Origin of the sequence: Hydrocarboniphaga daqingensis (assembly GCF_900129825.1) — a bacterium.
In the GTDB taxonomy this organism is placed as follows: domain Bacteria; phylum Pseudomonadota; class Gammaproteobacteria; order Nevskiales; family Nevskiaceae; genus Hydrocarboniphaga; species Hydrocarboniphaga daqingensis.
The window spans coordinates 166855-192482 of sequence record NZ_FQWZ01000006.1 but is presented as its reverse complement, the minus strand read 5'-3'; the positions used below and the strand labels follow the sequence as shown (position 1 = coordinate 192482).

Sequence of the window (25628 nt, the reverse complement as noted above, 5' to 3'; positions counted from 1 at the left end):
CAGCGCGGCGCCGATCACTACAGATCGCCCCACAGCGCCTGCATCGCCGCCAGTGCGGCGACGCCGGCCGTTTCAGTGCGCAGCACGCGCGGTCCGAGGCGCAGCCCGACAAACCCGGCTTGCGCGCTGTGCGCGATCTCGCCGTCGCTGAGCCCGCCTTCGGGGCCGATCAGCAGACAGGCCGCAGAAGGCGGGGCCAGGTCGCGCAGCGCGGCCGATGCGGTCGGCGCCAGCGTCAGCTTCAGCATCGTCGATTCTGTCGTCGGCTCGGCCAGCCAGGCGCCGAGCTTCTGCACCGGCAGCAGCGTCGGCAGCCGCACGCGGCCGGACTGTTCGCAGGCCGACGCGATCACGCCCTGCCAGTGTTCGAGCTTCTTGTCCCAGCGCTCGGCGTCGAGCTTGACCACGCTGCGCTCGCTGATCAGCGGCTGGATCCGCGACACGCCCAGTTCCACCGCTTTCTGCAGCGTGTAGTCCATCCGGTCGCCCTTGGACACCGCTTGCGCGAGCATCAGCGACAAGCGTGATTCGCGCTGTACGGTGTCGACAGCGTCGATCCGCACGCAGGCCTCGCGACGGCTGACTTCGGTCAGCGTCGCCCGGTATTCATAGTCGTCGTGGCCGTTGAACAGCCGCGCCTGATCGCCCGGCTTGGCGCGCAGCACTTGCACCCAGTGGCGAAACGCACCGTCCGGCAAGGTCAGCGTCTGGCCTACGGCCAGCGCCGCGTCGACATGCAGCCGCGTCGCCATCAGTCGCGCGTGGCCAGATGGATGCCGTCGATCGCCGTGCGGGTCATCAGTTCGACTTCCTTGCTTTCGATCACGTACGGCGGCATCAGGTAGACGACGTTGCCCAGCGGCCGCAGCAGTACGCCCTTGTCCAAGCCGTGCTGGTAGACGCGCAAGCCGCGCCGCTCGCTGGCCGGATACGGCGTGCGCCGCGACGGGTTCTTCATCATCTCGACGGCCAGAATCATGCCCTGCTGGCGCACTTCGGCCACATGCGGATGGCTCAGCAACTCGGACATGCGCATCCACATCAGGTGGCCGACTTCGCGGTTGCGCGCCATCCAGTTTTCGCTGGCCAGCACGTCGAGCGTGGCCAGTGCCGCCGCGCAGGCGATCGGGTTGCCGGTGTAGCTGTGCGAATGCAGAAAGGCCTTGTACGAGGCGTAGTCGTCGTAGAACGCCTGGTACACGGTGTTCGTCGTCATCACGGCGGCCAACGCCATCGTGCCGCCGGTCAGTCCCTTGGACAGGCACATGAAATCACCGCGGATCGGCTCGGCACTTTCACGATCAACCTTGGCCCAGTCGCTGGCCCACAGCATGCCGGTGCGGCCGAAGCCGGTGGCGATCTCGTCGACGATCAGATGCACGCCGTGGCGGTTGCAAGCCTCGCGCAGCATCGTCAGATAAACCGGGTGATACATGCGCATGCCGCCGGCGCATTGCACCAGCGGTTCGACGATGACCGCCGCCGTGGTCGCGGCATGCTGTTCGAGCGCCATTTCCATATGCGCGAACGCGCGCCGCGAATGGTCCTCCCAGCTGGTGCCGGGCGCGCGTTCGAAGCAGTCCGGCGACGTGACGAAGCGCGGCTGCATCAGCATGGGCGCATAAGCCTCGCGATACAGCGCGTTGTCGCCGACCGCCAGCGCGCCGAGCGTCTCGCCGTGATAGCTGTTGGTCAGCGCGATGAAGCCGGTCTTGGCCGGTTGGCCGACGTTGCGCCAATAGTGGGCGCTCATCTTCAGCGCCACTTCGACGGCGGCGCTGCCGTTGTCGGCAAAGAAGCAGCGGTCGAGCTGCGTCAGCTCGCACAGCTTTTCGGCCAACTGCACGGCCGGCTCGTGGGTGAAGCCGGCAAAGATCACATGGTCGAGCGTGTCGAGCTGCTGCTTGATCCGCGCCATGATCACCGGATGACGGTGACCCAAAATATTGGTCCACCACGAGCTGATGCCGTCGAGATAGCGCTTGCCGCTGGTGTCGGTCAGCCAGACGCCTTCGGCCGACGCGATCGGCACCATCGGCAGCCACTCGTGGTCCTTCATCTGCGTGCACGGGTGCCAGATGCAGGCCAGCGAGCGCTGCATCAAATCGTCTTGGGCTTGGGTCATGCCGTCACCGTGGGCGCCGCCTCACAGCGGCTTGATCAGGACCAGCGAATTGCGCTGCCAGTTGTAGAAGCGCTGACGCTCGTCGGGGAGGTCTTCGACCGCGCCGGCGACGAAGCCGTGTTCGACGAACCAGTGCGGCGTGTGGGTGGTCAGCGCAAACAGCGAGCTCAGGCCGAGCTTGAGCGCCTGGGCCTCGGCATAGGCGAGCAGCGTCGCCGCGCGCCCGCTGCCCTGGTAGTCGGCGTGCACGGCAACGCAGGCGAACTCGCCCATGCGGCTGTCGGGGAACGTGATCAGCGCCGCGCAGGCGATCACCATGCCGTCGCGGGCCATGACGAAGAACTGGCCGATCTCCAGCTCCAGCTGCTCGCGCGAGCGCGGCACCAGAACGCCAGCCGCCTCCAGCGGCTTGATCAGCGCCAGCAGCCCGCCGACGTCGTCGATGGTCGCCGCGCGCACGGCTTCGTCGTAGCCGGCATCGGCGTACAGCATCAGGCCGACGCCGTCGCGTGTGTACAGCTCGCGCAGTAGCGCGCCGTCGGTTTGTGCGCCCAGCAAGTGGACGCGGCGCACGCCGCTGCGGGCCGCGGCCAGTGCCGCTTCCAGATAGCCACGGTCGGCGGCGTCGACCCGCGCTTCGGCCAACAGGCGCTCGGCATCGGCCAGTGACAGCTGTCCGGCGTCGCCGGTGTCGTCGGCCAGCTTCCAGCCGTCGGGATCGCTGCTGGTGATGAAGATCAGCTTGTCGGCGCCGATCGCGGTGGCGACCGCCGTGGCCAGATATTCGGAGCGCAGGTTGAAGATTTCGCCGGTCGGCGAGTAACCCACCGGTGACACCAGCGCGATCCGGTCGGCGTCGAGCTCGCGCCGGATCGCGTCCGCATCGACCCGGCGGATCTCGCCGGTGTGCTGGAAGTCGACACCACCGCGCACGCCCACCGGTTGCGCCAGCACCCAGTTACCGCCGGCGACGCGGATGCGCGCGCCGCCCATCGGCGTGCTGGCCAGCGACGTCGACAGCTTGGCTTCGATCTCCATCCGCAGCGCGCCGACGGCCGCCTTGACGCATTGCAGCGCCGCGCGATCGGTGACGCGCAAGCCTTGCTCGACGCGCGGCACCTGGCCGGCCTGCCGCAGTGCGCGGTCGATCTGCGGCCGCGCCCCATGGACCAGCACCAGCTTGACGCCCAGGCTCTGCAACAGCGCCAGGTCATAGATCAGCTTGTCGAAGTCGGGTAGGTCGGCGGCCTCGCCGCCGAACGCCAGCACGAACACGCGCTGGTTGTGCGCGTGCACATACGGGGCTGCCGAACGCAGCGAGGCGACGAAGTTCGAGCTCATCGCCCGATTATACGGGCCGCCTGCGGCACGGGCGGCCGTGGTGCGGCGCCCTGGGCCTATAATCGGCCGATGGAAAACAAAATCCCCTATGCCGATCTGGCCCATGCGCTGGAACGGCTCGGCAGCGCCGAAGAGGCCTCCGAGTTCCACGGCACGCTGTGCGGCGCGCTGTGCGTCCAGGACGCCGCCACGTTCAACGCGGTCGACCTGATCGACGCCGACGTCGAGGAGTACCAACCCGACGCCGATGCCGAAGCGCTGCTGCAGCTGCTCGGCACGCAGACGGTCAAGGCGCTGAACTCGTCGCAGATGGTGTTTGCGCCGCTGCTGCCCGGCGACGAGATCCCGCTCGACGCACGCGTCTACGCGCTGACGATGTGGTGCCAGGGCTTTCTGTACGGCTTGTCGAGCCGCCGCAAGATCGACCTGAGCACCTGCTCCGAAGAACTGCGCGAAATCATCCAGGACTTGGCGCAGTTCACCCAGGCCGGCATCGACGCTGGCGACAACGAAGACATCGAAGAATCGGCCTACGCCGAGCTGATCGAATACATCCGCGTTGGCGCCCAGCTCGTATTCCTCGAACTCAATCCGCAGACCCACCGCCCGGCGCCCGATGACGGGCAGCCGACGCTGCACTAGCCCGCAGGCCGCGACGACATGACCCTGAGCACGCAAGACGCCCGCGAACACAGCCGTCGCCGCAAGGAACTGATGCGTCGCATCGGCGGCGATGCGGTGGCGATCATTCCCGCGTCGCACGAAGTGGTGCGCGCCCGCGACACGCACTACCGCTTCCGGCAGAACAGCGACTTCCAGTACCTGACCGGCTTCCCCGAGCCCGAGGCGATCGCAGTGCTGGTGCCGGGTCGCAAGGGCGGCGAGTTTGTGCTGTTTGTGCGGCCGCGCGACAAGGACAGCGAAATCTGGCACGGCCGCCGCGCCGGGCCCGAAGGTGCGGTGGCTCAGTACGGCGCCGATCAGGCGTTCAACCTCGACCAGCTCGACACCGAGCTGCCCAAGCTGCTGATGGGCCGCGAGGCCGTGCATTACACGCTGGGCGAGTTTCCCGAGCTGGACCCGAAGATCACCGGCATCGTCCGTTATCTGCGCGAGGTATCGCGGCGCGGTGCCGCGGCACCGACCACATTCGTGGCGCTGGAAACCACGCTGCACGAGATGCGGCTGATCAAGAGCCGCGCCGAAATCGCGCTGTTGAAGAAAGCCGCTGCCGTGTCGGCGCGTGCGCACTGCAAGGCAATGCAGATGGCGCGACCCGGCGTCAACGAATGGCAGGTGATGGCCGAGATTCAGTGCGAGTTCGAGCGCGAGAACATGCAGCCCGGCTACGGCAGCATCGTCGGCGGCGGCGACAACGCCTGCATCCTGCATTACACCGAGAACAACCAGCCGCTGCGCGACGGCGATCTGCTGCTGATCGACGCCGGTGGCGAGCTGCAGGGTTACACGGCCGACATCACGCGCACGTTCCCGGTCAACGGCCGCTTCAATGGCGCGCAGAAGGCGGTCTACGAAGTCGTGCTCGCCGCCAACAAGGCGGCGATCAAGACGCTCAAGGTCGGCGCGTCGGTCGGCAAACCGCATGAAACCGCGGTGCGCATCCTGACCCAAGGCCTGGTCGATCTGGGCCTGCTCAAGGGCAAGGTCGATGCGCTGATCGAGCAGCAGCAATACCGCCAGTTCTACATGCACGGCACCGGCCACTGGCTGGGCATGGACGTGCACGATGTCGGCCGTTACAAGCTCGGCGGCAAGTACCGCAAGTTCGAGGCCGGCATGGTGATGACGGTCGAGCCCGGCCTGTACATCGCGCCCGGCACGCCCGGCGTCGACGAATCGTATTGGGGCATCGGTATCCGCATCGAGGACGATGTGCTGGTCACCGCTGCCGGCCCCGAAGTGTTGACCGGCGGCGTGCCCAAGGACGTGGCCGCTATCGAATCGCTGATCGCCGCCGCATGAGCGCGGTCGATGCCGACGTCGTCGATGTCGCCATCGTCGGTGGCGGCTTGGTCGGCGCCAGTCTCGCGGTGGCGCTGGCACCGCTAAATCTGCGCGTGTTGCAGGTCGAATCCGCACCCCCGCCGGCCGCTGCCGCTCACTGGGACGAACGCTGCATCGCGCTTAACGCGGCTTCGCAGCAGATCGTCGCCAATCTCGGTTTGTGGGACCGGATCGCGCCGTTCGTGGTGCCGATCACCTCGACGCACATTTCCGAGCGCGGTCGCTTTGGCGTGGCGCGCTTTACCGCTGAACAGGCGGGCTTGCCGGCTCTGGGCTACAACGTGCCGATCCGCGTGCTCGGTGAGCAGTTCACCGACGCTGCGATGCAGACCACGGCGCAACTGCTGCGCCCCGCGCGGCTGCGTTCGCTGCAGCCGGCCGGCGACTCGGTGCATCTGGGCATCGACACCGATGCGGGCGAGCGGACCTTGCGTGCGCAGCTGGTGATCGCGGCCGATGGCGCGCGATCGACGGTGCGCGATCTGCTCGGCATCGGCAGTGCGTCGCGCGACTACCAGCAGACGGCGATCGTCACTGCCGTGCGCACACAGCGCTCGGCAGCGGGTGTCGCCTACGAGCGCTTCCTGCCGTCCGGTCCGCTGGCGATCCTGCCCAAGCCGGATGATGCCGATGGCCACGCCTGCTCGCTGGTGTGGACCGTCGGCGCCGCCGATGCGGCGCATTACCTGGCGCTGGACGACGCGGCGTTTCTGGCCGCGGCACACGACGCATTCGGCGAGCGGCTTGGCCGCTTTACTGCGCTTGGGCGTCGCAATGCCTGGCCGCTGGAGCGCGTGCTCAGCGAACGCCTGGCGTCACCGCGCGTGCTGTTTCTCGGCAACGCCGCGCAGTCGCTGCACCCGGTGGCCGCGCAGGGCTTCAACCTCGGCTTGCGTGACGTCGCCACGTTGGCCGACGTGCTCGCGGAGCCGGGCGATTGCGGTGCTTCGGCGCGCTTGGCTGATTACGAGGCGCGCCGCGCGTCCGATCGTGCGCGCGTTGCTGGATTCACCGATGGCCTGGTGCGGCTGTTTTCCAATTCGATACCCGGCTTGCGCGGCTTGCGTCATCTGGGTTTGCTGGCGCTGGACCTGACACCGCCGGCCAAGCACGCGGTCATGCAGCAGAACCTCGGCTACGGCAGTGCCGCGCCGACGTTGGCACGCCGTCATGGCTGACCGCTGCGATATCGCGATCGTCGGCGGCGGCATCGTCGGCGCGGCTGTCGCGCTGGGTTTGAGTCAGGCGGGCTTCGACGTGCGTTTGCTCGAAGCCGGTGCCGCGCCGCCCCCGGCACCCGAGCCGGTCGATCCGCGCGTGTATGCAATCGCACCGTCGTCGGCGAGCTTGATGCAGCGGCTCGGCGTCTGGCCGGTGCCTCGGCTGTGCGCCTATGACGGCATGCAGGTCTGGGAATCGGCGCCTGAGCGCGCGCTGCGCTTTTCGGCTGCCGATGTCGGCCGCGTGCAACTGGGCTGGATCGCTGAGCAGTCGCAGTTGCTCGGTGCCTTGTGGGCGGCACTACCGGCCCGTGTGCCGATGACGCAGGCGCGGGTGCTCGCTGCCGAATACGGGTCTGACGCCGCCCGCCTGCAACTCGAAGGCGGCCAGACGCTGCACGCCTCGCTGGTGATCGCCGCCGAAGGCGCGCAGTCGCCGCTGCGCGAACGCGCCGGCATCGTGCTGCACAGCCGCGATTACGGGCAGCAGGCCGTGGTCACGCATGTTGAATGCAGCGAGCCGCATCGCGGTGTCGCGCTGCAGCGCTTCCTGCCGGGCGGGCCGCTGGCCTTGCTGCCGCTGGCCGACGGCCGGCGATCCGTGGTGTGGTCGCTGCCGGCCGATGAGGCGCAAGCAATGTGCGCGCTGCCGGACGATGACTTCCATCAGGCTCTGGCCTCTGCGATCCAGTTCGAAGCCGGCGCAATCAGCGCCTCGACGCCACGTTTGCTGTTCCCGCTGCGGCTGATGCACGCCGAACAGTACGTACGCGAGCGCCTGGTGCTGATCGGCGACAGCGCGCACGTGATCCATCCGCTGGCCGGGCAGGGCGTCAACCTGGGGCTCGGCGATGTCGAGCAACTGCTGACGACGCTGACCCAAGCGCGCGATGAGCGCCGCGATTGGAGTGGCCTGCGCGTGCTGCGTCGCTACGAGCGCGCGCGCAAGGCCGCCAACATCGAGATGATCGCGCTGACCGATGCACTCGACCGCGCGTTCCGCACGCCGGTGGCGCTGTTGCCGCGCGTGCTCGACAACGGCTTGGCGCTGCTCGACCGCGTTGCGCCGGCCAAGCGCCTGCTGATCCAGCGCGCGCTGGCCTGACGTCTCGGCGCGCGCCGCGCCGCATCGCTCCCAAGGCGCACGCCAGCGCCCATGAAAAAGCCCCCGGTCGCTTTCGCGACCGGGGGCTTTGCACAGCCGGCGCTGCTTATTCGAACACGAAGCTTTCGATCGGCATCTTCATGATCGACTTGCTCGGCTTGACCATCGACGTCGCGTGGCCCTTGGCGCGCGGCAGCAGGTGGTCGAAGTAGAAGCGCGCGGTCGCGATCTTGGCCTTGTAGAACTCTTCGGATTCGCTGCCGCCCTTGGCCAGCTTCTCGCTGGCAACCGAGGCCTGCAGCGCCCAGAAGTACGCCATCATCACGTAGCCCGAGTACATCAGGAAGTGGTTGCAAGCCGCGCTGACCACGTCGCGGTCCTTGCGCGCCATCAGCATGATGCGCATCGTCAGCAGGTTCCACTCGGCCGCGTACTTGGCCAGCGTGGTGGCGAAGCTGCGCATCTTCGGATTGCGCATGTTGTCGACCGCGAACTTGCCGACCAGCGTGGTGAACTCACGCACCGCGCCGCCGCGGGTCATGATCAACACCTTGCGGCCGAGCAGGTCGAGCGCCTGGATGCCGGTGGTGCCTTCGTAGATCGTCGCGATGCGGGCATCGCGGGCGATCTGCTCCATGCCGTGTTCCTTGATGTAGCCGTGGCCGCCGAACACCTGCACGCCCTGATTGGCTGCTTCCAGGCCCAGTTCGGTCAGGAAGCCCTTCAGGATCGGCGTGTAGAAGCCGAGCTTGTCGTCCCACTTCTTGTACTTGGCCGGATCGTTTTCGAGGATGCCGTTGACCATGTGGTCGGCGAACTGCGCGCAGTGATAGATCATCGCGCGGCCGCCTTCGGCGATCGCGCGCTGCGTCAGCAGCATGCGGCGCACGTCAGCGTGATGGATCAGCGCGTCGGCCACCTTGTCGGGTTCCTTCTTGCCCGACACGGCGCGCATCGAGCGACGGTCCTTGGCGTAGCGCAGCGCGCCCTGGTACGACAGTTCGGCGTGGCAGATGCCCTGGATCGCGGTGCCGATGCGGGCGGTGTTCATGAACGTGAACATCGCTTCCAGACCCTTGTTTGGCTCGGCGATCAGCCAGGCCTTGGCGCCTTCGAAGTTGATCACGCAGGTGGCCGAGGCCTTGATGCCCATCTTGTGTTCGATGGAGCTGCAGACCACGTTGTTGAACGGGCCGACCGAGCCATCGGCCGCCGGCAGATGCTTGGGGATGATGAACAGCGAGATGCCGCGCGTTCCGGCCGGTGCGCCGGGCAGACGGGCCAGCACGATGTGGACGATGTTCTCGGCCAGGTCGTGTTCGCCGGCGGAGATGAAGATCTTGGTGCCGGTCACGCTGTAAGTGCCGTCGCCGTTGTCTTCCGCCTTGGTCTTAACCTGACCCAGGTCGGTGCCGCAGTGCGGCTCGGTCAAGCACATCGTGCCCGACCAGCGACCTTCGGTCAGCGGCGGCATGTAGGTGTTCTTCAGCGCTTCGGACGCGTGCTGCATGATCGTGTTCATCGCGCCCAGCGACAGGCCGGGGTACATCGCGAACGACCAGTTGGCGGTGCCGACCATTTCGGTCTTGAACAGGCCCATCGACATCGGCATGCCCTGGCCGCCGTATTCGGTCGGGTGCGACAAGCCCTGCCAGCCGCCAGCGACGAACTGGTCGTAGGCGTCCTTGAAACCGGCCGGCGTGGTCACTTTGCCGTTTTCGAACTTGCAGCCTTCGACGTCACCGGAGAGGTTGATCGGCGACAGCACTTCTTCGCAGTACTTGGCGCATTCGTCGAGGATCGCGCTGACCGTTTCCGGGTCGGCGTCTTTGCCGTTCGGGATCGAAGCGTAGTGCGCCGGGTAGTCGAACACTTCGTTCAACAGGAAGCGCATGTCGCGCAATGGGGCTTTGTAAGCGGGCATGGTGTTGACCAGAGGTTGAGAACAATAACGAGGCGGCGAGTGTGTACACGCGTTCCGGCGCTGCCATTGGCCTTGCCGCCTGCCCGGCAGTGGCAACACGGATGCAACAAAGGCGGTGCCCGGTATCGCCGGATGCTGTTGCGGACGCAGCCCGGTCCGGTAGACTGGCCACCGGCAACAGACCTCGCGAAAGAGACCGTCCAGCTGTCATGGGCGGCGCCGAAGGCGCAAATCCGCCCGGAATCGCTCAGGCACCAAGGATTGCGTGGTCTGCCGACTCTGGAGAGCGACGCTGCCCGTAGGGCGCAGCGTCCACCGATGGGGCAAGGCGGTCGTCACGACCGCTGGAACTCTCAGGTCCGAACCTCGCGTTCGGGTGGACAGACAGGGCGAACGCAGTGGGTCCCGGGCAGCCGGGGCGCCCGCCGTGCCCTGCAACGTCCTAGGTACCGAGTTCACCCGCATGACGCTCAAGCACACCGCGCTGCACGCCGAACACCTGCGCCTCGGCGCCCGCCTGGTCGATTTCGCCGGCTGGGACATGCCGATCCAGTACCAGTCCCAGCTCGACGAGCATCATGCGGTCCGCAGCGCGGCCGGCATGTTCGACGTCGCCCATATGTCGGCGCTCGACCTGCAAGGCGCCCGCTGCCGCGAATTCCTGCGGCATCTGCTGGCCAACGACGTCGGCAAGCTCAAGCTGCCCGGCAAGGCGCTGTACAGCTGCATGCTGCGCGACGACGGCGGCATCCTCGACGACCTGATCGCGTACTACATCAGCGACGAGGCGTTCCGGCTCGTCGTCAACGCCGGCACCACCGACAAGGACATTGCCTGGATCAGCGCCCAGGCCGCGGCCTACGGCGTGACGGTCCGCTACCGCAGCGACCTGGGCATTCTCGCGGTGCAAGGGCCACAGGCGCGTACCGCCGTCGCCCGGCATCTGCCGGCCGCGCTGGCCGAAGCGGCGCTGCAGCTGATCGCATTCCAGGCAGCGTGGAGCGGCGACGTGTTCGTCGGCCGCACCGGCTACACCGGCGAAGACGGCTTCGAGCTGATCCTGCCGCATGCCGAGCTGGTGTCCCTGTGGGGCAGCCTGCTGGCCGATGGCGTCAAGCCCTGCGGCCTGGGCGCGCGCGACACGCTGCGGCTGGAGGCCGGCATGAATCTGTACGGCCAAGACATGGACGAATCGCGGCACCCGCTGGAGTCGGGCCTGGGCTGGACCGTCGCCTGGACGCCGGACGACCGCGACTTCATCGGCCGCCGGGCGATCGAGCCCTTGCGCGGCAACAGCCCGCAGACGCTGGTCGGCCTGGTGCTGGAAGGGCGCGGCGTGATCCGCGCGCACATGCCAGTGCGCTTTGCCAACGGCGCCGTAGGCGAGACCACCAGCGGCGGCTTTGCGCCGACGATGAAGCAGTCGATCGCGATGGCGCGCGTTGCCTCCGATTACAGCGGCGCCTGCGAAGTCGAGATCCGCGGCCAGTGGGTCGCGGCGCGCCTGGTCAAGCCGCCGTTCGTGCGGCATGGCAAAGTCTTGGTGTAGCGGCTGCCTTGGTCAGCGCCGCTCGACGCCGCAGGCGCCGCACCGCCTGACATCGAATCTTTCACCTTTTATGGGCCGTTGGCCCAACGTCCGAATCTGGAGAGACATTGCATGAGCAACATCCCCGCTGAGCTGAAATACGTGGCGTCGCACGAATGGGTGCGCGTCGAAGCCGACGGCACGCTGACGATCGGCATCACCGACCACGCCCAGGGCGCGCTCGGCGACCTGGTGTTCGTCGAAGTGCCCAAGGTCGGCCGCAAGCTGGCCGCCAACGAAGCCTGCGCCGTCGTCGAGTCGGTCAAGGCTGCGTCGGACGTCTATGCGCCGGTGGCCGGCGAAGTGTCGGCGATCAACGAGGCGCTGGCGTCCACGCCCGAGCTGCTCAACAGCGATCCGTATCAGGCCGGCTGGATGTGGAAGCTCAAGCCCGCCAACCCCGCCGACGTTGCTGCGCTGCTCGACGCCGCCGGCTACGCCAAGGTGCTCGAAACCGCCTGAGTCCGCGCGCCCCTCTCGTGTGCGCGAGAGGGGCGGTTGCATTGCGTGCCGCCTTCCTGCTGCGTCTTCACTACCTGACCTGACCATGCCCTTCATTCCTCACACCGAGACCGACGTCGCGCAGATGCTGTCGACGATCGGCGCCAGCAGCTTTGATGCGCTGTTTGACGAGATTCCTCCCGAGCTGCGCTGCGGCGAGCTCAAGCATGTACCGCCACGGCTGACCGAGATGGAGGTGGCGCGGCTGATGCACGGGCGCGCACATCAAGACCGGCACGGCCTGAGCTTCATTGGCGCCGGTGCTTACGAGCACCACATTCCGGCCGCGGTCTGGGAAATCACCACGCGCGGCGAGTACTACTCGGCCTATACGCCGTACCAGGCCGAGGCCAGCCAGGGCACGCTGCAGCTGCTGTACGAATACCAGAGCATGATGACCGCGTTGACCGGCATGGACGTGTCGAACGCGTCGATGTACGACGGCGCGTCGGCGCTGGCCGAAGCGGTTTTGATGGCCGAGCGTGCGCACGCCGACGGCAAGCGCCGCGTGGTCGTGCCGCGCACGCTGCATCCGCTGTATCGCAAGGTGCTGTTCGCGCTGATCGACGCGCAGAACATCGAGATCGTCGAGCTGCCGGCCGATGCCGACGGCCGCACCGACATCGCTGCGCTGTCGGCGCTCGACGCTGGCAGCTTCACCTGCCTGGTGATTCCGCAGCCGAACTTCTTCGGCGTGTTTGAAGACGTCGACACGCTGACCGATCTGGCGCGCAGCAAGGGCGCGATGGTCATCGCCGTGGTCAATCCGGTGTCACTGGCCGTGCTGCGGCCGCCGGGCGAGTGGGGCAGCGGCACGTCCGGCGGCGGCATCGGCGTCGACATCGTCTGCGGCGACGGACAGCCGCTCGGCGCGCCGCTGTCGTCGGGCGGCCCGTATTTCGGCTTCCTGACCGCGCGTCAGGCTTTCGTCCGGCAGATGCCGGGCCGCATCGTCGGCCGCACCGTTGACCTCGATGGCAAGCCGGGTTTCACGCTGACGCTGCAGGCGCGCGAGCAGCACATCCGTCGCAGCAAGGCCACGTCGAACATCTGCACCAACCAGGGCTTGCTGGTCACTGCCGCGACGATCCACATGTCGCTGCTCGGCGCCGAAGGTCTGGCGCGCGTGGCATCGGCGAGCCTCAACGGCACCGCCGAGCTGACGGCGATGCTGTGCGAGATTCCCGGCGTCGAGCGTGTATTCGCGTCGCCCGGCTTTCATGAGGCCGTGATCCGCCTGCCGCAGCCGGTGGCGCCGGTACTCGCTGCGCTGGCAAGCGCGCATGGCGTGCTCGGCGGCTTTGATCTGTCGGCCGATTATCCGGAGCTGGGTCACGCATTGCTGATCTGCGTCACCGAAACCAAGACCCCGGCCGATCTGCGCCATTACCGCGATGCGCTGGCCACCGTGCTGGCCGCTGCCGCCTAAGGAACCCGACATGTCCGAACCCCTGATCTTCGAACGCTCCTCGCCCGGCCGCGCGGCGCATGCCCAGCGCCCGGCTGCCGCACAGCAGCTGAGCGCGATTCCCGAATCGCTGCGGCGCAAGGCGGCGCCGGCGATGCCCGAAGTATCCGAGCTGCAAGCCGTGCGTCATTACACGCGGCTGAGCAAGCGCAACTTCTCGATCGACACGCACTTCTACCCGCTGGGCTCGTGCACGATGAAGTACAACCCGCGTGCCTGTAACACGCTGGCAATGCTGCCCGAGTTTCTGCAGCGACATCCGCTGGCGCCGATGTCGCACAGCCAGGGATTCCTGGCCTGCATGTACGACCTGCAGGAGATTCTGAAAGACGTCACCGGCATGGCCGGCGTCAGCCTGACGCCGATGGCCGGCGCGCAAGGCGAATTCGCTGGTGTGGCGATGATCCGCGCCTACCACCGCGCGCGCGGCGACAGCGCCCGCACCGAGATCCTGGTGCCCGACGCGGCGCACGGCACCAATCCGGCGACCGCGACGATGATGGGCTATACCGCACGCGAGATTCCGACGGACGCCGAAGGTGATGTCGACATCGAAGCGCTGCGTGCGGCGGTCGGTCCGCAGACGGCCGGCATCATGCTGACCAATCCGAGCACGCTGGGCGTGTTCGAGCGCCGCATCAAGCAGATCGCCGGCATCGTCCATGATGCGGGCGGTCTGCTGTACTACGACGGCGCCAACCTCAACGCGATTCTCGGTCAGGTGCGTCCCGGCGACATGGGCTTCGACGTGATCCACATGAACCTGCACAAGACCTTCAGCACGCCGCATGGCGGTGGCGGTCCGGGTGCCGGTGCGGTCGGCGTGTCGCAGCGCCTGCTGCCGTTCATGCCGATCCCGATCGTCGGCAAGGACGGCGACCACTTCCGCTGGCTCGACGAAGCCGATTTGCCGCAGTCGATCGGCCGCTTGTCGACGTTCATGGGCAACGCCGGCGTGCTGCTGCGCGCCTACGTCTATGCGCGGATGCTCGGCCGCGACGGCATGCGCCGCGTTGCTGAATACGCCACGCTCAACGCCAACTACCTGCAGGCGCGGCTGCGTGCGCAGGGTTTCGACCTGGCATTCCCCGGTCGCCGCGCGAGCCACGAATTCATCGTCACGCTCAAGCGGCAGAAGCAGCAGCTCGATCTGACGGCCACCGACATCGCCAAGCGCTTGCTCGACTACGGCTTCCACGCGCCGACCGTGTACTTCCCGCTGCTGGTGCCGGAATGCCTGCTGATCGAGCCGACCGAAACCGAGGACAAGGCCACGCTCGACTTGTTCGTCGACGCGCTGGTGGCGATCTGGGCCGAGGCCAAGCGCGACATCGCCTACGTCAAGGGCGCGCCGTACACGATGCCGGTGCGGCGTCTCGACGACGTGCGCGCCGCAAGGCAGCTCGACATCCGCTACCAGCCGGCGCGCTGATCTGGCGCTGCTTTTGCGTCGCAGGTCCACCAAGCGTCGCTGACGAGGACTGCGCAATGTCGAAGATTCCGCCGGGCGTCGGGCCGCGTCACCCGCAGTTGGTCGTGCTGTTCGGCGCTACGGGTGACCTGGCTGCGCGCAAGCTGTTGCCGGGCCTGTTTCATCTGAGCAACGCCGGGTTCATCCCCGGCTGCCGCATCATCGGCGTCTCGCTCGACGCGCTCGACGCCGATGGCTTCCGCGCCGTGGCACGGCAGGCGCTCGACGAGCACTCGACGCGCAAGCCCACCGCGGACGAATGGCAGCGCTTTGCAGCGGGTCTCGACTATGTGCCGTTGGCCTCGGGCGCGCCGGCTCTGACCGCGGCAGTCGAACGTGCACGTCAGATACTCGGCGACGATTGCCGGCTGCTGCATTACTTGAGCGTGCCGCCGAATGCGGCACTGCCGGCGGTGCGTCTGCTGGCCGATGCAGGGCTGGTGGCGCAGTCGCGGATCATCATGGAAAAGCCGTTCGGCACCGACTTGGCCAGCGCGGTGTCGCTGAACACGCGGCTGCACGACTTCTTCACCGAGCAGCAGATCTTCCGGATCGATCACTTCCTCGGCAAAGAGCCGGCGCAGAACATCCTGGCGTTCCGCTTCGCCAACGGTTTGTTCGAGCCGATCTGGAACCGCAACTTCATCGATCACGTGCAGATCGACGTGCCCGAAACGCTGGGCTTGGGCAAGCGATCCGCGTTCTACGAACAGACCGGCGCCTATCGCGACATGGTCGTCACGCACCTGTTTCAGATTCTCGGCTTCATGGCGATGGAGCCGCCAACCTCGCTCGAACCGCAGCCGATCAGCGAAGAAAAGAACAAGGTGTTCCGCAGCATGCTGCCGCTGGAGCCGGCCCATGTCGTTCGCGGCCAGTACGCCGGCTATCGAAACGAAGAAGGCGTCGACCCGGCGTCGGAAACTGAAACCTTCATCGCGCTCAAGTGCTCGATCGACAACTGGCGCTGGGCCGGCGTGCCGTTTTATCTGCGCACCGGCAAGCGGCTGGCCGAAGGCCAACGGATCATTTCGATCGCATTTCGCGAGCCGCCCAAGAGCATGTTCCCGGCCGGCTCCGGCGTCGGCGCCCAAGGACCGGACCATCTAACGTTCGATCTGGCCGATGCGTCGAAGGTATCGCTATCGTTCTACGGCAAACGGCCCGGCCCCGGCATGCGGCTGGACAAGCTCAGCCTGCAGTTCGCGATGGACGACACCGGCCTGATCGGCGAAGTGCTCGAAGCCTACGAGCGCTTGATTCTCGACGCGATGCGCGGCGACCACACGCTGTTCACGACGGCCGAAGGCATCGAGCGTCTGTGGCAAGTGTCGGCACCGCTGCTTGAAAACCCACCGCCGGTGCGCTTCTACGAGCCGGGCTCCTGGGGCCCCAAGGCGATCCACCAACTGGTCGCGCCACACGCCTGGCGGCTGCCGTTCGAACGCGCGTGGCGCGGCGGCCGCAAGCCGTGAAATCGGTCGACGCTCTGCGTCAGAAGTAACGGACGACCGATAACACGCTGCGCGATGCGTCGTGCCCGCGGCCTGGCAGGATGCGACCTTCCAGCACGATGCCGGTCAGCCGGTTCAGTCGGTACAGCGACTGAATCCGAATCTGATCGACGTGGTGGTGCTGACCCAATGGGTTGGCGTCTCGTTGCCAAGTGGCAATCAATTTCGCGCTGTTGCCGACGCTCAGTACGCCGCCGACGACAGGGCCGCCGTAGAGGAAGGCGCGCCCGAGGTGATAGCCGACGCCGCCGCGTCCCTGTGCGAACAGCTGTACCGAGCGCGACAACATCAGCGAGTGACCCAGGCCGCCGCTGAGCGACGGAACGGTGCGCCAAGCACCGTCGTCGTCCACTTGGGGCTCTGCGCCCAGTGCGAGATTCCATGACGAGCCGCCGACGACGCGGTCATAGGGCAGCAGGCTGGCAACGGAGTAAATCGTCAGCTGTTGCAGGCGGCAGTGGCTATCGCGGAGTGCACAGTCGATGTCGATGTCGCCGATGCGTAGATCGTATTCGCCAAACGTGTGGGAGCTGGAGTCGATCAACCGGTGGCCGGCGGCCAGGAAGCCGACCGATATCAGCGACTGCTGGCCGTCGTACCCGGCGCCGCCGCGCCACTGCGAATCCTGTGGCGCGTTGTACGGCGCCAGTCGCGCATCGACAGGGATAGGCGGCTCGGTTGACGGTGGCTGCTGCGCTTGGATGGCCGCCATCCGCGCTGCCCAATGCGCGGCATCGAGTTGACCGGTCGATGCTTGATAGTCGGCCACGCTGGCATCGAGCTGGAGTTCAAGGTGCCGTCGCTGCGAGGCGGTCGCTTTCGCCGTTCGGTCGAGATCCGCCCGTTGCCGGCGCAGCATCCGATATTCCCAGGCGGGCGCCAGGTCCGCGTCGATCGACTCGATCAGGCCCGCCATCGCGGCCGCTTGCATGATGTCCAGTGGTGTCGTCCACATCGCACCATCGAAGCGGGTATCGGGGAAGGCCACGCGAAGCAGGTTGGCGGTCAGCGTGGCGCAATTGAACGAGTCGAAGTCGTAGCGAAGCTTGGCGGTTCTCAGCTCATGCAGATGCGCCTGTAGACGGCGCCGGGCTGCGCCGGACGCGGCGAGGGTCAATCGCCACAGGTTGCGGGCCTCCACGTTGACGTAGTGGTCGCGCTTTTCCGCATAGGGCGTCAGCGTGAAGTAGCCCGGCTTGCCGGTGATCAGCGATTCAAAGATCACTCGCGGCAGGTTGATCGAATCGATGACGGTGAAGAACGAGACGGCGTGCGAGGCGACGACACCATCGCGATTGCGGCCTTCGAGCACCAGCATCGTGTGTCCCATCATGCTCGACGCCGACAGCAGGTTTTCCCCGGCGAATGCCAGTTGCAGCCGATCCATCGGCGCGCGTTCGATGAAGTCGATCAGCGACGCGCAGTGCGCCAACGGGTCGATCGGTGTCGGGCCGTGGATCGCCTCCTCGATCAGCAGGTAGCGTGCTGGGTAACGACAACGCGATTCACTGTTTGACGCATCGTCGTCGGCATACAGCAGTTGCCACGTGGCAACGAGCTCGGCGTGACTACCCTGGAACGGCTCGATCAGCAGAAGGCCGGACCCGGTCAGGCCGGATCGGGTGCCGTCGCTGTGCAGCAACGCCAGCCAGCGGGCATCGGTCGCCAACCCTGCGACCGGTGTGGGCATGTCCTGCTGGGCATGGGTGGTGGGGGCGAACAACAGCAGTGCGACCGCGAACAGCCCGGCAGCGTGCGCGCCGATCCAAACAAAAAGGAGGCGATTGGATCGCCTCCTTTGGGTGCAGCATGACGCCATTACTGGCAACTGATCGTCACGGCATCCTGGTATTTCCACATTTCCTCGGTCGACATGTCGGTGGTCGAACCGAACGTGCCGCCGGTCAAGATGTTGATGAAGAACTTGGAGTCGACCGACGCCGGTATTGCGGTTTCCGGCGTGCACCCCGGTGTGCTGACCTTGGCGATCTGGCCGTCCTGGGCCCGCTTCACATTGACGATGCCGGGGGCGGTGAACGGCGTACCGGCGATCGTCCCTTCGATCGGCTTGCCGTTGCTCGCGGAGATGTTCACCGGCTGGGTTTCCTCATTGAGGATCGTCGCACAGCCCGTGATGGCGCTGCACGCCAGCACGACAGGTACCCACTTTTTCAGGCTTTTCATTCACTTCCCTTTGTAATGATGCGATCAGTATTGGCTGAGGCCGATCGCCATGCGGGGCCATAGGCTCAGCCGCCCGAGTATGACGGGCCGCTTGCATCACTCCGGAACGGTTGGTTGGCGCTGTGTGAAGCTGTTCACAGTGCGTGCCGCGGACTGAAATCGCCTCGATTTCCACGGCCTCACGGGTTCAGGCGATATGATGACCAGCCGCGCGATCCTGCCCGTGCCATCGACGCTTGCGCCCGATGCCGGAAGCACGCCAACGCGGCCCCACAACCAAGGCGAGACCCACGTGAGCGTTTTGATCTGCGGTTCCATGGCCTACGACACCATCATGGTGTTCCCCGGCTACTTCAAGAACGAAATCCTGCCGGATAAGGTGCACATCCTGAATGTGTCCTTCCTGGTGCCGCAGTTGCGCCGCGAGTTCGGCGGCTGCGCCGGCAATATCGCCTACAACCTGCATCTGCTCGGCGGCAAAGCGCTGCCGATGGCGACGGTTGGCAAGGACTTCGACATGTACGCGGCATGGATGGGCAAGACCGGCGTCGATCCGTCGATGCTGATGAAGATCGAAGATGCCTACACCGCGCAGGCGTACATCACCAATGACCTGGACGACAACCAGATCACCGCCTTCCACCCGGGCGCGATGAGTTTTTCGCACCAGCAGGACGTGCCGACCAAGGCCGGCATTACGCTCGGCACCGTGTCGCCGGACGGCCGTGACGGCATGTTGCTGCATGCGCGCCAGTTCGCCGAGGCGGGCATTCCGTTCATTTTCGATCCGGGCCAGGGACTGCCGATGTTCGGCGGCGACGAGCTCAAGGCCTTCATCGACCAGGCGACCTATGTGGCCGTCAACGATTACGAAGCCGAGATGATCATCGCCAGGACCGGGCTGACGCTGAAGCAGATCGGCGAGCGCGTCGAGGCGTTGATCGTCACGCGCGGTGGCAAGGGCTCGGAAATCTACGCCAAGGGCAAGCTGTTCGAGATTCCCTGCGCCAAGGCCGAATCGCTGGCCGACCCGACCGGCTGCGGCGACGCCTACCGCGGTGGCGTGCTGTACGGCTTGTCGAAGGGCATGGACTGGGAAACCACCGGCCGCATCGCCTCGCTGATGGGCGCGATCAAGATCGAGCGGCTCGGTCCGCAGAACCACCGGTTCACGCCGGAGGGCTTCCGCGAGCGTTTCAAGGACGAGTTCCACTACGACTTCGGCTGAGGGCCGCAAGCCCGGTCGGGAAGGGGCGCCGGGGGCGCGTGCTAGACTGCCGGACCCCCGCAGACCGCCCGTAGCCGCGCCGCATGGCCGCAGCGAAGACGTCTGAGCCGCAGCGCGGTGCCCGGCACCCCGGCTCCACCGCGCGCTTTACACAGGCTGCCCCATGCTGACCGTCAAACTGAAGAAGAACGAAGACCGCCGCCTGCGTGCCGGTCACCTGTGGATCTATTCCAACGAAATCGACACCGAAGCGACGCCGATCAAGGCCGTCGCTGCCGGCACGCTGTGCCGCTTTTCTGACACGCGCGGCAAGATTCTGGGTGTGGGTTACATCAACCCGACTGCGCTGCTGTGCGGCCGCCTGCTGACCGGCAAGGCTGACGCCACGATCGATACCAACTGGTTCCAGCGGCGCCTGGTGTCGGCGCTGGACCTGCGCAAGCGCTTGTACCCGACGCCGCACTACCGGCTGGTGTTCGGCGACAGCGACGGCTTGCCGGGCCTGGTCGTGGACCGCTACGACGACGTGCTGGTCGTGCAGATGACCACGGCCGGCATGGAACAGCTCAAGCCGCTGGTGCTCGAAGCGCTGCAGCGCGTGCTCAAGCCGCGCGGCATCTTGCTGCGTAACGACACCGCGTCGCGCGAGCTGGAAGGGCTGTCGATGTACGAAGAAGTCATCGGCGATGTGCCGGAAGTGGTCGACGTGATCGAGTCTGGCGTGTCGTTCAAGGCGCCGATCCGTGGCGGCCAGAAGACCGGCTGGTTCTACGACCAGCACGCCAACCGTGACCGGATGGCGCCCTATGCCCGCGATGCCCGCGTGCTCGACGTGTTCAGCTACGTCGGTGGCTGGGCGGTACGCGCGGCCCGGTTCGGCGCCACCAGCATTGCCTGCGTCGACAGCTCCAAGCTGGCGCTGGATTCGGCGCTGGTCAATGCCGAGATCAACGGGGCCGCGCTCGACGTTCACCAGGGCGAAGCGCTCGACGTGCTCAAGCGGCTGCGCGGCGAAGGCCGGCTCTACGACTTGGTCATCGTCGACCCGCCGGCCTTGATCAAGCGCAAGCGCGATACCGACGCCGGCACCGAGCACTACGCGGCGCTGAATCGTCAGGCGATCCAGTTGCTGGCGCCCAACGGCATCCTGATTGCCTGCTCGTGCTCGTTCCATATGGACGCCAGCGAACTGCAGCGCATCCTGCTGCGCGAGTCGCGTGCGGCCGGACGTCGTCTGCAGATTCTGGAGCAGGGCGGCCAGTCGCCCGACCACCCGGTTCACCCGGCGATTCCGGAAACGCGCTACCTGAAGTCGTTCGTCTGCCGCCTGAGCTGAGCGGCTTTCGGCCGAAGCGCGCCGGTCATCGCGGCGCTTCTACAATGCCTACCGCCGCGCCGCCGACGGCCGAACCAGGAGCGTCCCGATGATGCAGTACCCGCAGATCGACCCGATCGCCGTTTCGCTCGGCCCGATCAAGGTGCATTGGTACGGGCTGATGTACCTGATCGGCTTCTGGGGTGGCTATTACCTGGCGCTGCGGCGGGGCCGGCGGCCGTTCTCGCCGTTTTCGCCGCAAGCGCTGTCCGACCTGCTGTTCTTCATCGTGCTCGGCGTGATCCTCGGTGGGCGCATCGGGTACACGTTCTTCTACAACGTCGACGCCGCCGGGCATCTGGTGATCCTCAGCGATCCGTTGGTGATCTTCCGCATCTGGGAAGGCGGCATGTCGTTCCACGGCGGCCTGATCGGCGTGCTGGTGGCGATGGCCTGGTACGCGCGCAGCCGGGGGCTGACGTTTTTCCAGGTCGCGGACTTTATTGCGCCGGTCGTGCCGGTGGGCTTGCTGACCGGCCGCATCGGCAACTTCATCAACGCCGAGCTGTGGGGTGCGCCGACCGACCTGCCGTGGGCGATGGTGTTTCCGACCGATCCGCAGCGCCTGCCGCGGCACCCGTCGATGCTCTACGAAGCGCTGCTCGAAGGCGCCGTGATGCTGGGCTTGCTGCTGTGGTTTTCACGCAAGCCGCGCCCGCCGATGGCCGTCTCCGGCCTGTTTCTGGTGCTATACGGCAGCTTCCGGTGGGCTGTCGAATTTGTCCGCACGCCGGACACGCAGCTCGGTTATCTGGCCTTCGGTTGGCTGACGATGGGGCAGGTGCTGTGCATTCCGATGCTGCTGGCGGGTGCCGCGATGCTGGCGCTGGCTTACGGCCGGCCGCAGACCCGTCCTGCCTGACACGGTCCCGATTGCCGCGCAAGCCCCCAGGCGACTAAAATGGAGGGCTGTTCTGGCGTCGCGGCTGCCGTTTGGCAGCTCCGCAGCGCTGTTCCTCTTTCGCCCGGGGCTCCCGGGCAGTACACCCGCTCAACTCAATAGGATTATCCGATGGCTGTCGAACGCACCCTTTCCATCATCAAGCCGGACGCCGTTTCCAAGAACGTGATCGGCCAGATCTACACGCGCTTCGAGCAGGCCGGCCTGAAGATCGTCGCTTCGCGCATGACCCACCTGACGGAAAAGGAAGCCGGCGGCTTCTACGCCGTCCACTCGCACCGTCCGTTCTTCAAGGACCTGGTGTCGTTCATGATCAGCGGCCCGGTGGTGATCCAGGTGCTCGAAGGCGAAGACGCGATCGCCAAGCATCGCGACATCATGGGCGCCACCGACCCGAAGAAGGCCGCTCCGGGCACGATCCGTGCGGACTTCGCGGACTCGATCGACGAGAACGCCGTGCACGGTTCCGACAGCGCCGAGAACGCCGCCGTCGAGATCGCGTACTTCTTCCGCGCCACCGAACTGTCGCCGCGCACCCGCTGAAGTAGCCAGGATGAGGCCGTGCAGGATCTGACCCCCGAAGCCCCCGAGCCGACGTCGCCGCAGCCTGCTGCGGCCCGTCCGGCTGCCGCAGGGGCGAAGGTCAACCTGTTCGGCCTCGACCGCGCCCAGATGCGCGCGCTGTTCGCCGATATGGGCGAAGCCGCGTATCGCGCCGACCAGATCATGGGCTGGATCTACCGGCGCGGCGTCGACGACTTCGACGCGATGAGCAATGTCGGCAAGGACCTTCGGACACGCTTGAAGGCCACGTTCGACATCTTTCACCCGGAACTGCTCGCCGAGCAGGTATCCACCGACGGCACCCGCAAGTGGGTGCTCAAACTCGACGGCGGCAATGCCATCGAGACCGTATTCATTCCCGAAGGCGACTTTGAAGCTCGCCTTGAACGATCGGCCGCCAAGCGCGCCGAGCGCAGCGCCGGCGGCGGGCCGGGCGATGTCGCCAGCCTGCCATCGACGGACCGGGCCACACGCGAGCCTGGCCCGTCGACCAGCACCGAAGGGCGCTACCGCGGCACGCTGTGCATCAGCAGCCAGGTCGGCTGCGCGATGGACTGCTCGTTCTGCTCGACCGCGCAGCAGGGGCTCAATCGCAATCTGACGGCGGCCGAAATCGTTGCCCAGGTGTGGTTTGCCGCCAAGACACTCGGCGGCGACTTCCAGAACGAGCGCGTCATTTCCAACGTCGTGTTCATGGGCATGGGCGAGCCGCTGGCCAACTATGCGCAGGTACTGACCGCGATCAGCATCCTCCAGGACGACTTCGGCTTTGGCCTGTCCAAGCGGCGCGTCACCGTGTCGACCTCGGGCCTGGTGCCGTTCATGGACCGGCTGCGCAGCGACTGCGACACCGCGCTGGCCGTATCGCTGCATGCGCCCAACGACGAGCTGCGCAACAAGCTGGTGCCGATCAACCGCAAGTACCCGATCGCCGAGCTGATGGCCGCTTGCCGCCGCTACACGGCCGGCAAAGATCGCAAGATGCACATCGTCTACGAGTACGTGATGCTCGACGGCGTCAACGATCAGCCCGACCATGCGCGGCAGCTGGCCAAGCTGCTCGCCGGCATGCCGGCCAAGGTCAACCTGATTCCGTTCAACCCGTTCCCTGAGACGCAGTACCGGCGCTCCAAGTCCGATGTGATCGCCCGCTTCGCGGAGATTCTCCGCGACAAAGACATCCTCGTGACCACGCGCCGCACGCGCGGCGACGATATCGACGCCGCCTGCGGCCAGCTGGTCGGTCGGGTGCAGTCGCGCCAGAAGCAGCGCCTGCGCGACGTCGGCGTCAAGGTCGAGATCGGAAGCGTCGCGGCGTCGAACGGTCGATGACACGCCGCGTCCGTCTTCTGCTGGCAGGGTTGCTGTGGCTGCCGGCGGCCTGTGTCACGACCACCAGCACCGAGCGTGGCACGGTCGAAAACAGCGGCCAGGTCGACTACGCGGAAGCGGCCCGGCTCAACACCCAGCTCGGCATCGATTACGCCCGCCAGGGCCAGGACGACCTCGCGCTCGAAAAGCTCAAGCGCGCCCTCGATCAGGACCCGCGGCTGGCGGATGCCCATTCGACGATCGCGTTCGTCTATGCCCGTCGTGGCGACGACGAACTGGCCGACCGGCACTATCGACGCGCGCTGGATCTGACGCCCGATGCGCTGGTCAAGAACAATTACGGCGTGTTCCTGTGCGCGCACCAGCGCGCCGACGAGGCCGTGCGCTACTTCCGCGAAGCGGCCCAGGACAAGGCCTATCGCACCCCTGAAGTCGCGCTGACCAATGCCGGCGTCTGCGCCCGCAAGAAGCCCGACCTGGACGGCGCCGAGCGCGACTTCCGCGCCGCGCTGCAGATCAACCCCGGTTTTGCCGACGCGCTGGCGCAGATGGCGTGGCTGACCTACCAGCGCAAGGACTACCTGCGCTCGCGTGCGTTCCTGCAGCGCTACCAGCAGGTCGGTGCGCCCACGCCAGAAACTTTGCTGATTGGCGCCCTCACCGAGCATGCGCTCGGCGATACTGTGGCGGCCCGCGCCTATGAGCAGCGGCTACGTAAAGAATTTCCCGAATCCGAAGAGAGCGGCAACCTGCCGCGCGCACCGTCACCATGAACGTCGACACTCCTCAAGCACCCGTCGCCTCCGCGCCCGCCGTACCGCTGGTGCCGACTTCGGAGAGTCCCGGCACGCTGATCCGTGCCGCTCGCGACCGGCTCAAGCTGAGCCTCGATGAATTGGCCGGCCAGACCAAGCTCGCCCGCGGCACGCTCGAAGCGCTCGAACGCGACGACTTCGCCGCGCTGCTCGAAGCGGTTTACGTCCGCGGCTATTACCGCAAGTGCGCCAAGGTGCTGAACATTCCCGAGGAGGCGCTGATGGCGGCCTACACCTCGCGAGTGCAGCCGCGGCCGCTGACGCCGCCGGCCAAGTTGCGGCTCGGCACGGGCAGCGAAGGCACGGCCCGCCGTTTCAGCAGCGTGGTCATGGTGGCGCTGGTGGCGGTCATCGCCGGCGCCGTGTTGTGGTACCTGCGCGGTGAACGCGCTCCGCTGCTGGGCATGCCGCTGCCGACGGTCGACAACGCCGCACCGGCGGTCACGCCCACCGGCGATCAGCCGGTCGACGCGCTGACCAGCCCGTCGACTCCGCCGCCACCCGCCCCCACCGGATCGACGTCGTTGCCGTCGGCCGCATCGACGCCGCCGGCGCCTGAGCCCGATGCCTCGTTCGGCGCGGCACTGTCGTCGTCCCCGGCGCCGGCACCGGCGGCTACCGAAGCGGTGGCCCCGCCGCCTGCTGCCGCGATCAAGCCCGCCGCGCCGGCGCCGATCTCCACCGAGGCCGGCAGCAGCAAGCTGTTGCTGAACTTCGTGTCGATTTCCTGGGCCCGCGTCGAGGACGCCAACGGCCGCGTGTTGCTCAATCGCGTGGTCCAGGCTGGCGAACGGCAGATGCTCGACGGTCAGCCGCCGTATGCGGTGTTCCTCGGCAATGCGCCGGGCGTGCAGGTGCAGTACCAGGGCGCCACGGTGGACATCAAGGCGCTGATCCGCGACAGCGCCACGGCGCGCTTCACGGTGCCGCTGGCGCCGCGCCAATAG

22 protein-coding genes and 1 riboswitch are annotated in these 25628 nt (G+C 66.7%); of the genes, 16 read left to right on the top strand and 6 right to left on the bottom strand.

The genetic code is table 11. The features are described from left to right. Window positions 1-17 precede the first annotated feature (17 nt). Genes BUB09_RS13065 through argA form a run of 3 tightly spaced genes read right to left on the bottom strand, consistent with a single transcriptional unit; the run spans window position 18 to window position 3466 of the window. Window positions 18-752 carry a 16S rRNA (uracil(1498)-N(3))-methyltransferase gene (locus BUB09_RS13065; protein ID WP_072898172.1) on the bottom strand — a complete coding sequence of 245 codons (735 nt, stop codon included), beginning with the start codon at window positions 750-752 and terminating at the stop codon, window positions 18-20. Next, window positions 752-2125 (bottom strand): adenosylmethionine--8-amino-7-oxononanoate transaminase, encoded by a 1374-nt coding sequence (locus BUB09_RS13060; RefSeq protein WP_072898171.1) that lies wholly within the window; start codon window positions 2123-2125, stop codon window positions 752-754. Before BUB09_RS13060 ends, BUB09_RS13065 begins: the two co-directional genes overlap by 1 nt. A 21-nt stretch (window positions 2126-2146) precedes the next feature. Further along, a complete protein-coding gene (gene argA, locus BUB09_RS13055) occupies window positions 2147-3466 on the bottom strand; it encodes an amino-acid N-acetyltransferase (protein ID WP_072898170.1) in 1320 nt (439 codons plus the stop codon). 69 nt (window positions 3467-3535) lie between these two features. On the opposite strand from argA, the gene BUB09_RS13050 reads away from it, so the two are divergent. Genes BUB09_RS13050 through BUB09_RS13035 form a run of 4 tightly spaced genes read left to right on the top strand, consistent with a single transcriptional unit; the run spans window position 3536 to window position 7816 of the window. Further along, window positions 3536-4108, top strand: coding sequence for a UPF0149 family protein (locus BUB09_RS13050; RefSeq protein WP_072898169.1), 573 nt, complete (start codon window positions 3536-3538; stop codon window positions 4106-4108). 18 nt (window positions 4109-4126) lie between these two features. Next, complete coding sequence (gene pepP / locus BUB09_RS13045; protein ID WP_072898168.1) at window positions 4127-5449, top strand: Xaa-Pro aminopeptidase; 1323 nt, start codon at window positions 4127-4129, stop codon at window positions 5447-5449. After that, a complete protein-coding gene (gene ubiH / locus BUB09_RS13040; protein ID WP_072898167.1) occupies window positions 5446-6669 on the top strand; it encodes a 2-octaprenyl-6-methoxyphenyl hydroxylase in 1224 nt (407 codons plus the stop codon). Before pepP ends, ubiH begins: the two co-directional genes overlap by 4 nt. Continuing rightward, window positions 6662-7816: a UbiH/UbiF/VisC/COQ6 family ubiquinone biosynthesis hydroxylase gene (locus BUB09_RS13035; RefSeq protein WP_072898166.1), complete on the top strand. Its 1155-nt coding sequence runs from the start codon at window positions 6662-6664 to the stop codon at window positions 7814-7816. The genes ubiH and BUB09_RS13035 overlap by 8 nt, the downstream gene beginning before the upstream one ends. A 106-nt stretch (window positions 7817-7922) precedes the next feature. Here BUB09_RS13035 and BUB09_RS13030 read toward each other — a convergent pair whose 3' ends face one another. Beyond that, complete coding sequence (locus BUB09_RS13030; protein ID WP_072898165.1) at window positions 7923-9740, bottom strand: acyl-CoA dehydrogenase C-terminal domain-containing protein; 1818 nt, start codon at window positions 9738-9740, stop codon at window positions 7923-7925. 177 nt (window positions 9741-9917) lie between these two features. Further along, window positions 9918-10014, top strand: a riboswitch (glycine riboswitch). 189 nt (window positions 10015-10203) lie between these two features. Here BUB09_RS13030 and gcvT point away from each other — a divergent pair. The 5 genes from gcvT to zwf all read left to right on the top strand — a co-directional run bounded on the left by gcvT (window position 10204) and on the right by zwf (window position 16243). Beyond that, a complete protein-coding gene (gene gcvT / locus BUB09_RS13025) occupies window positions 10204-11289 on the top strand; it encodes a glycine cleavage system aminomethyltransferase GcvT (RefSeq protein ID WP_072898164.1) in 1086 nt (361 codons plus the stop codon). A gap of 111 nt (window positions 11290-11400) precedes the next feature. Further along, window positions 11401-11790 (top strand): glycine cleavage system protein GcvH, encoded by a 390-nt coding sequence (gene gcvH, locus BUB09_RS13020; protein ID WP_072898163.1) that lies wholly within the window; start codon window positions 11401-11403, stop codon window positions 11788-11790. 85 nt (window positions 11791-11875) lie between these two features. After that, the gene (gene gcvPA / locus BUB09_RS13015) at window positions 11876-13258 is read left to right on the top strand and encodes an aminomethyl-transferring glycine dehydrogenase subunit GcvPA (RefSeq protein WP_072898162.1); all 1383 of its coding nucleotides are present in this window, start codon (window positions 11876-11878) and stop codon (window positions 13256-13258) included. 10 nt (window positions 13259-13268) lie between these two features. Further along, entirely contained in the window at window positions 13269-14729 is a 1461-nt protein-coding gene (gene gcvPB, locus BUB09_RS13010) for an aminomethyl-transferring glycine dehydrogenase subunit GcvPB (RefSeq protein WP_072898315.1), read from the top strand. A gap of 56 nt (window positions 14730-14785) precedes the next feature. Next, window positions 14786-16243, top strand: coding sequence for a glucose-6-phosphate dehydrogenase (gene zwf / locus BUB09_RS13005; protein ID WP_072898161.1), 1458 nt, complete (start codon window positions 14786-14788; stop codon window positions 16241-16243). Window positions 16244-16262: 19 nt separating this feature from the next. On the opposite strand, the gene BUB09_RS13000 is transcribed toward zwf, so the two are convergent. Then, entirely contained in the window at window positions 16263-18005 is a 1743-nt protein-coding gene (locus BUB09_RS13000) for a lipoprotein N-acyltransferase Lnb domain-containing protein (RefSeq protein WP_175550200.1), read from the bottom strand. A gap of 95 nt (window positions 18006-18100) precedes the next feature. Then, the gene (locus BUB09_RS12995; RefSeq protein WP_084083420.1) at window positions 18101-18466 is read right to left on the bottom strand and encodes a hypothetical protein; all 366 of its coding nucleotides are present in this window, start codon (window positions 18464-18466) and stop codon (window positions 18101-18103) included. Between the two features lie 292 nt (window positions 18467-18758). Here BUB09_RS12995 and BUB09_RS12990 point away from each other — a divergent pair, with 292 nt between their 5' ends. The 7 genes from BUB09_RS12990 to BUB09_RS12960 all read left to right on the top strand — a co-directional run bounded on the left by BUB09_RS12990 (window position 18759) and on the right by BUB09_RS12960 (window position 25628). After that, window positions 18759-19694: a carbohydrate kinase family protein gene (locus tag BUB09_RS12990; RefSeq protein ID WP_072898313.1), complete on the top strand. Its 936-nt coding sequence runs from the start codon at window positions 18759-18761 to the stop codon at window positions 19692-19694. Window positions 19695-19857: 163 nt separating this feature from the next. Continuing rightward, window positions 19858-21030: a class I SAM-dependent rRNA methyltransferase gene (locus BUB09_RS12985; RefSeq protein WP_072898159.1), complete on the top strand. Its 1173-nt coding sequence runs from the start codon at window positions 19858-19860 to the stop codon at window positions 21028-21030. An 88-nt stretch (window positions 21031-21118) separates the two neighbouring features. Next, entirely contained in the window at window positions 21119-21931 is an 813-nt protein-coding gene (gene lgt, locus BUB09_RS12980) for a prolipoprotein diacylglyceryl transferase (protein WP_072898158.1), read from the top strand. Between the two features lie 150 nt (window positions 21932-22081). After that, on the top strand, window positions 22082-22513 hold the full coding sequence (gene ndk, locus BUB09_RS12975; RefSeq protein WP_072898157.1) for a nucleoside-diphosphate kinase: 432 nt from the start codon (window positions 22082-22084) through the stop codon (window positions 22511-22513). Between the two features lie 18 nt (window positions 22514-22531). Further along, window positions 22532-23866 (top strand): dual-specificity RNA methyltransferase RlmN, encoded by a 1335-nt coding sequence (gene rlmN, locus BUB09_RS12970; RefSeq protein ID WP_072898156.1) that lies wholly within the window; start codon window positions 22532-22534, stop codon window positions 23864-23866. Next, window positions 23863-24639: a type IV pilus biogenesis/stability protein PilW gene (gene pilW, locus BUB09_RS12965; RefSeq protein WP_072898155.1), complete on the top strand. Its 777-nt coding sequence runs from the start codon at window positions 23863-23865 to the stop codon at window positions 24637-24639. Before rlmN ends, pilW begins: the two co-directional genes overlap by 4 nt. Continuing rightward, on the top strand, window positions 24636-25628 hold the full coding sequence (locus tag BUB09_RS12960) for a RodZ domain-containing protein (RefSeq protein ID WP_072898154.1): 993 nt from the start codon (window positions 24636-24638) through the stop codon (window positions 25626-25628). The genes pilW and BUB09_RS12960 overlap by 4 nt, the downstream gene beginning before the upstream one ends.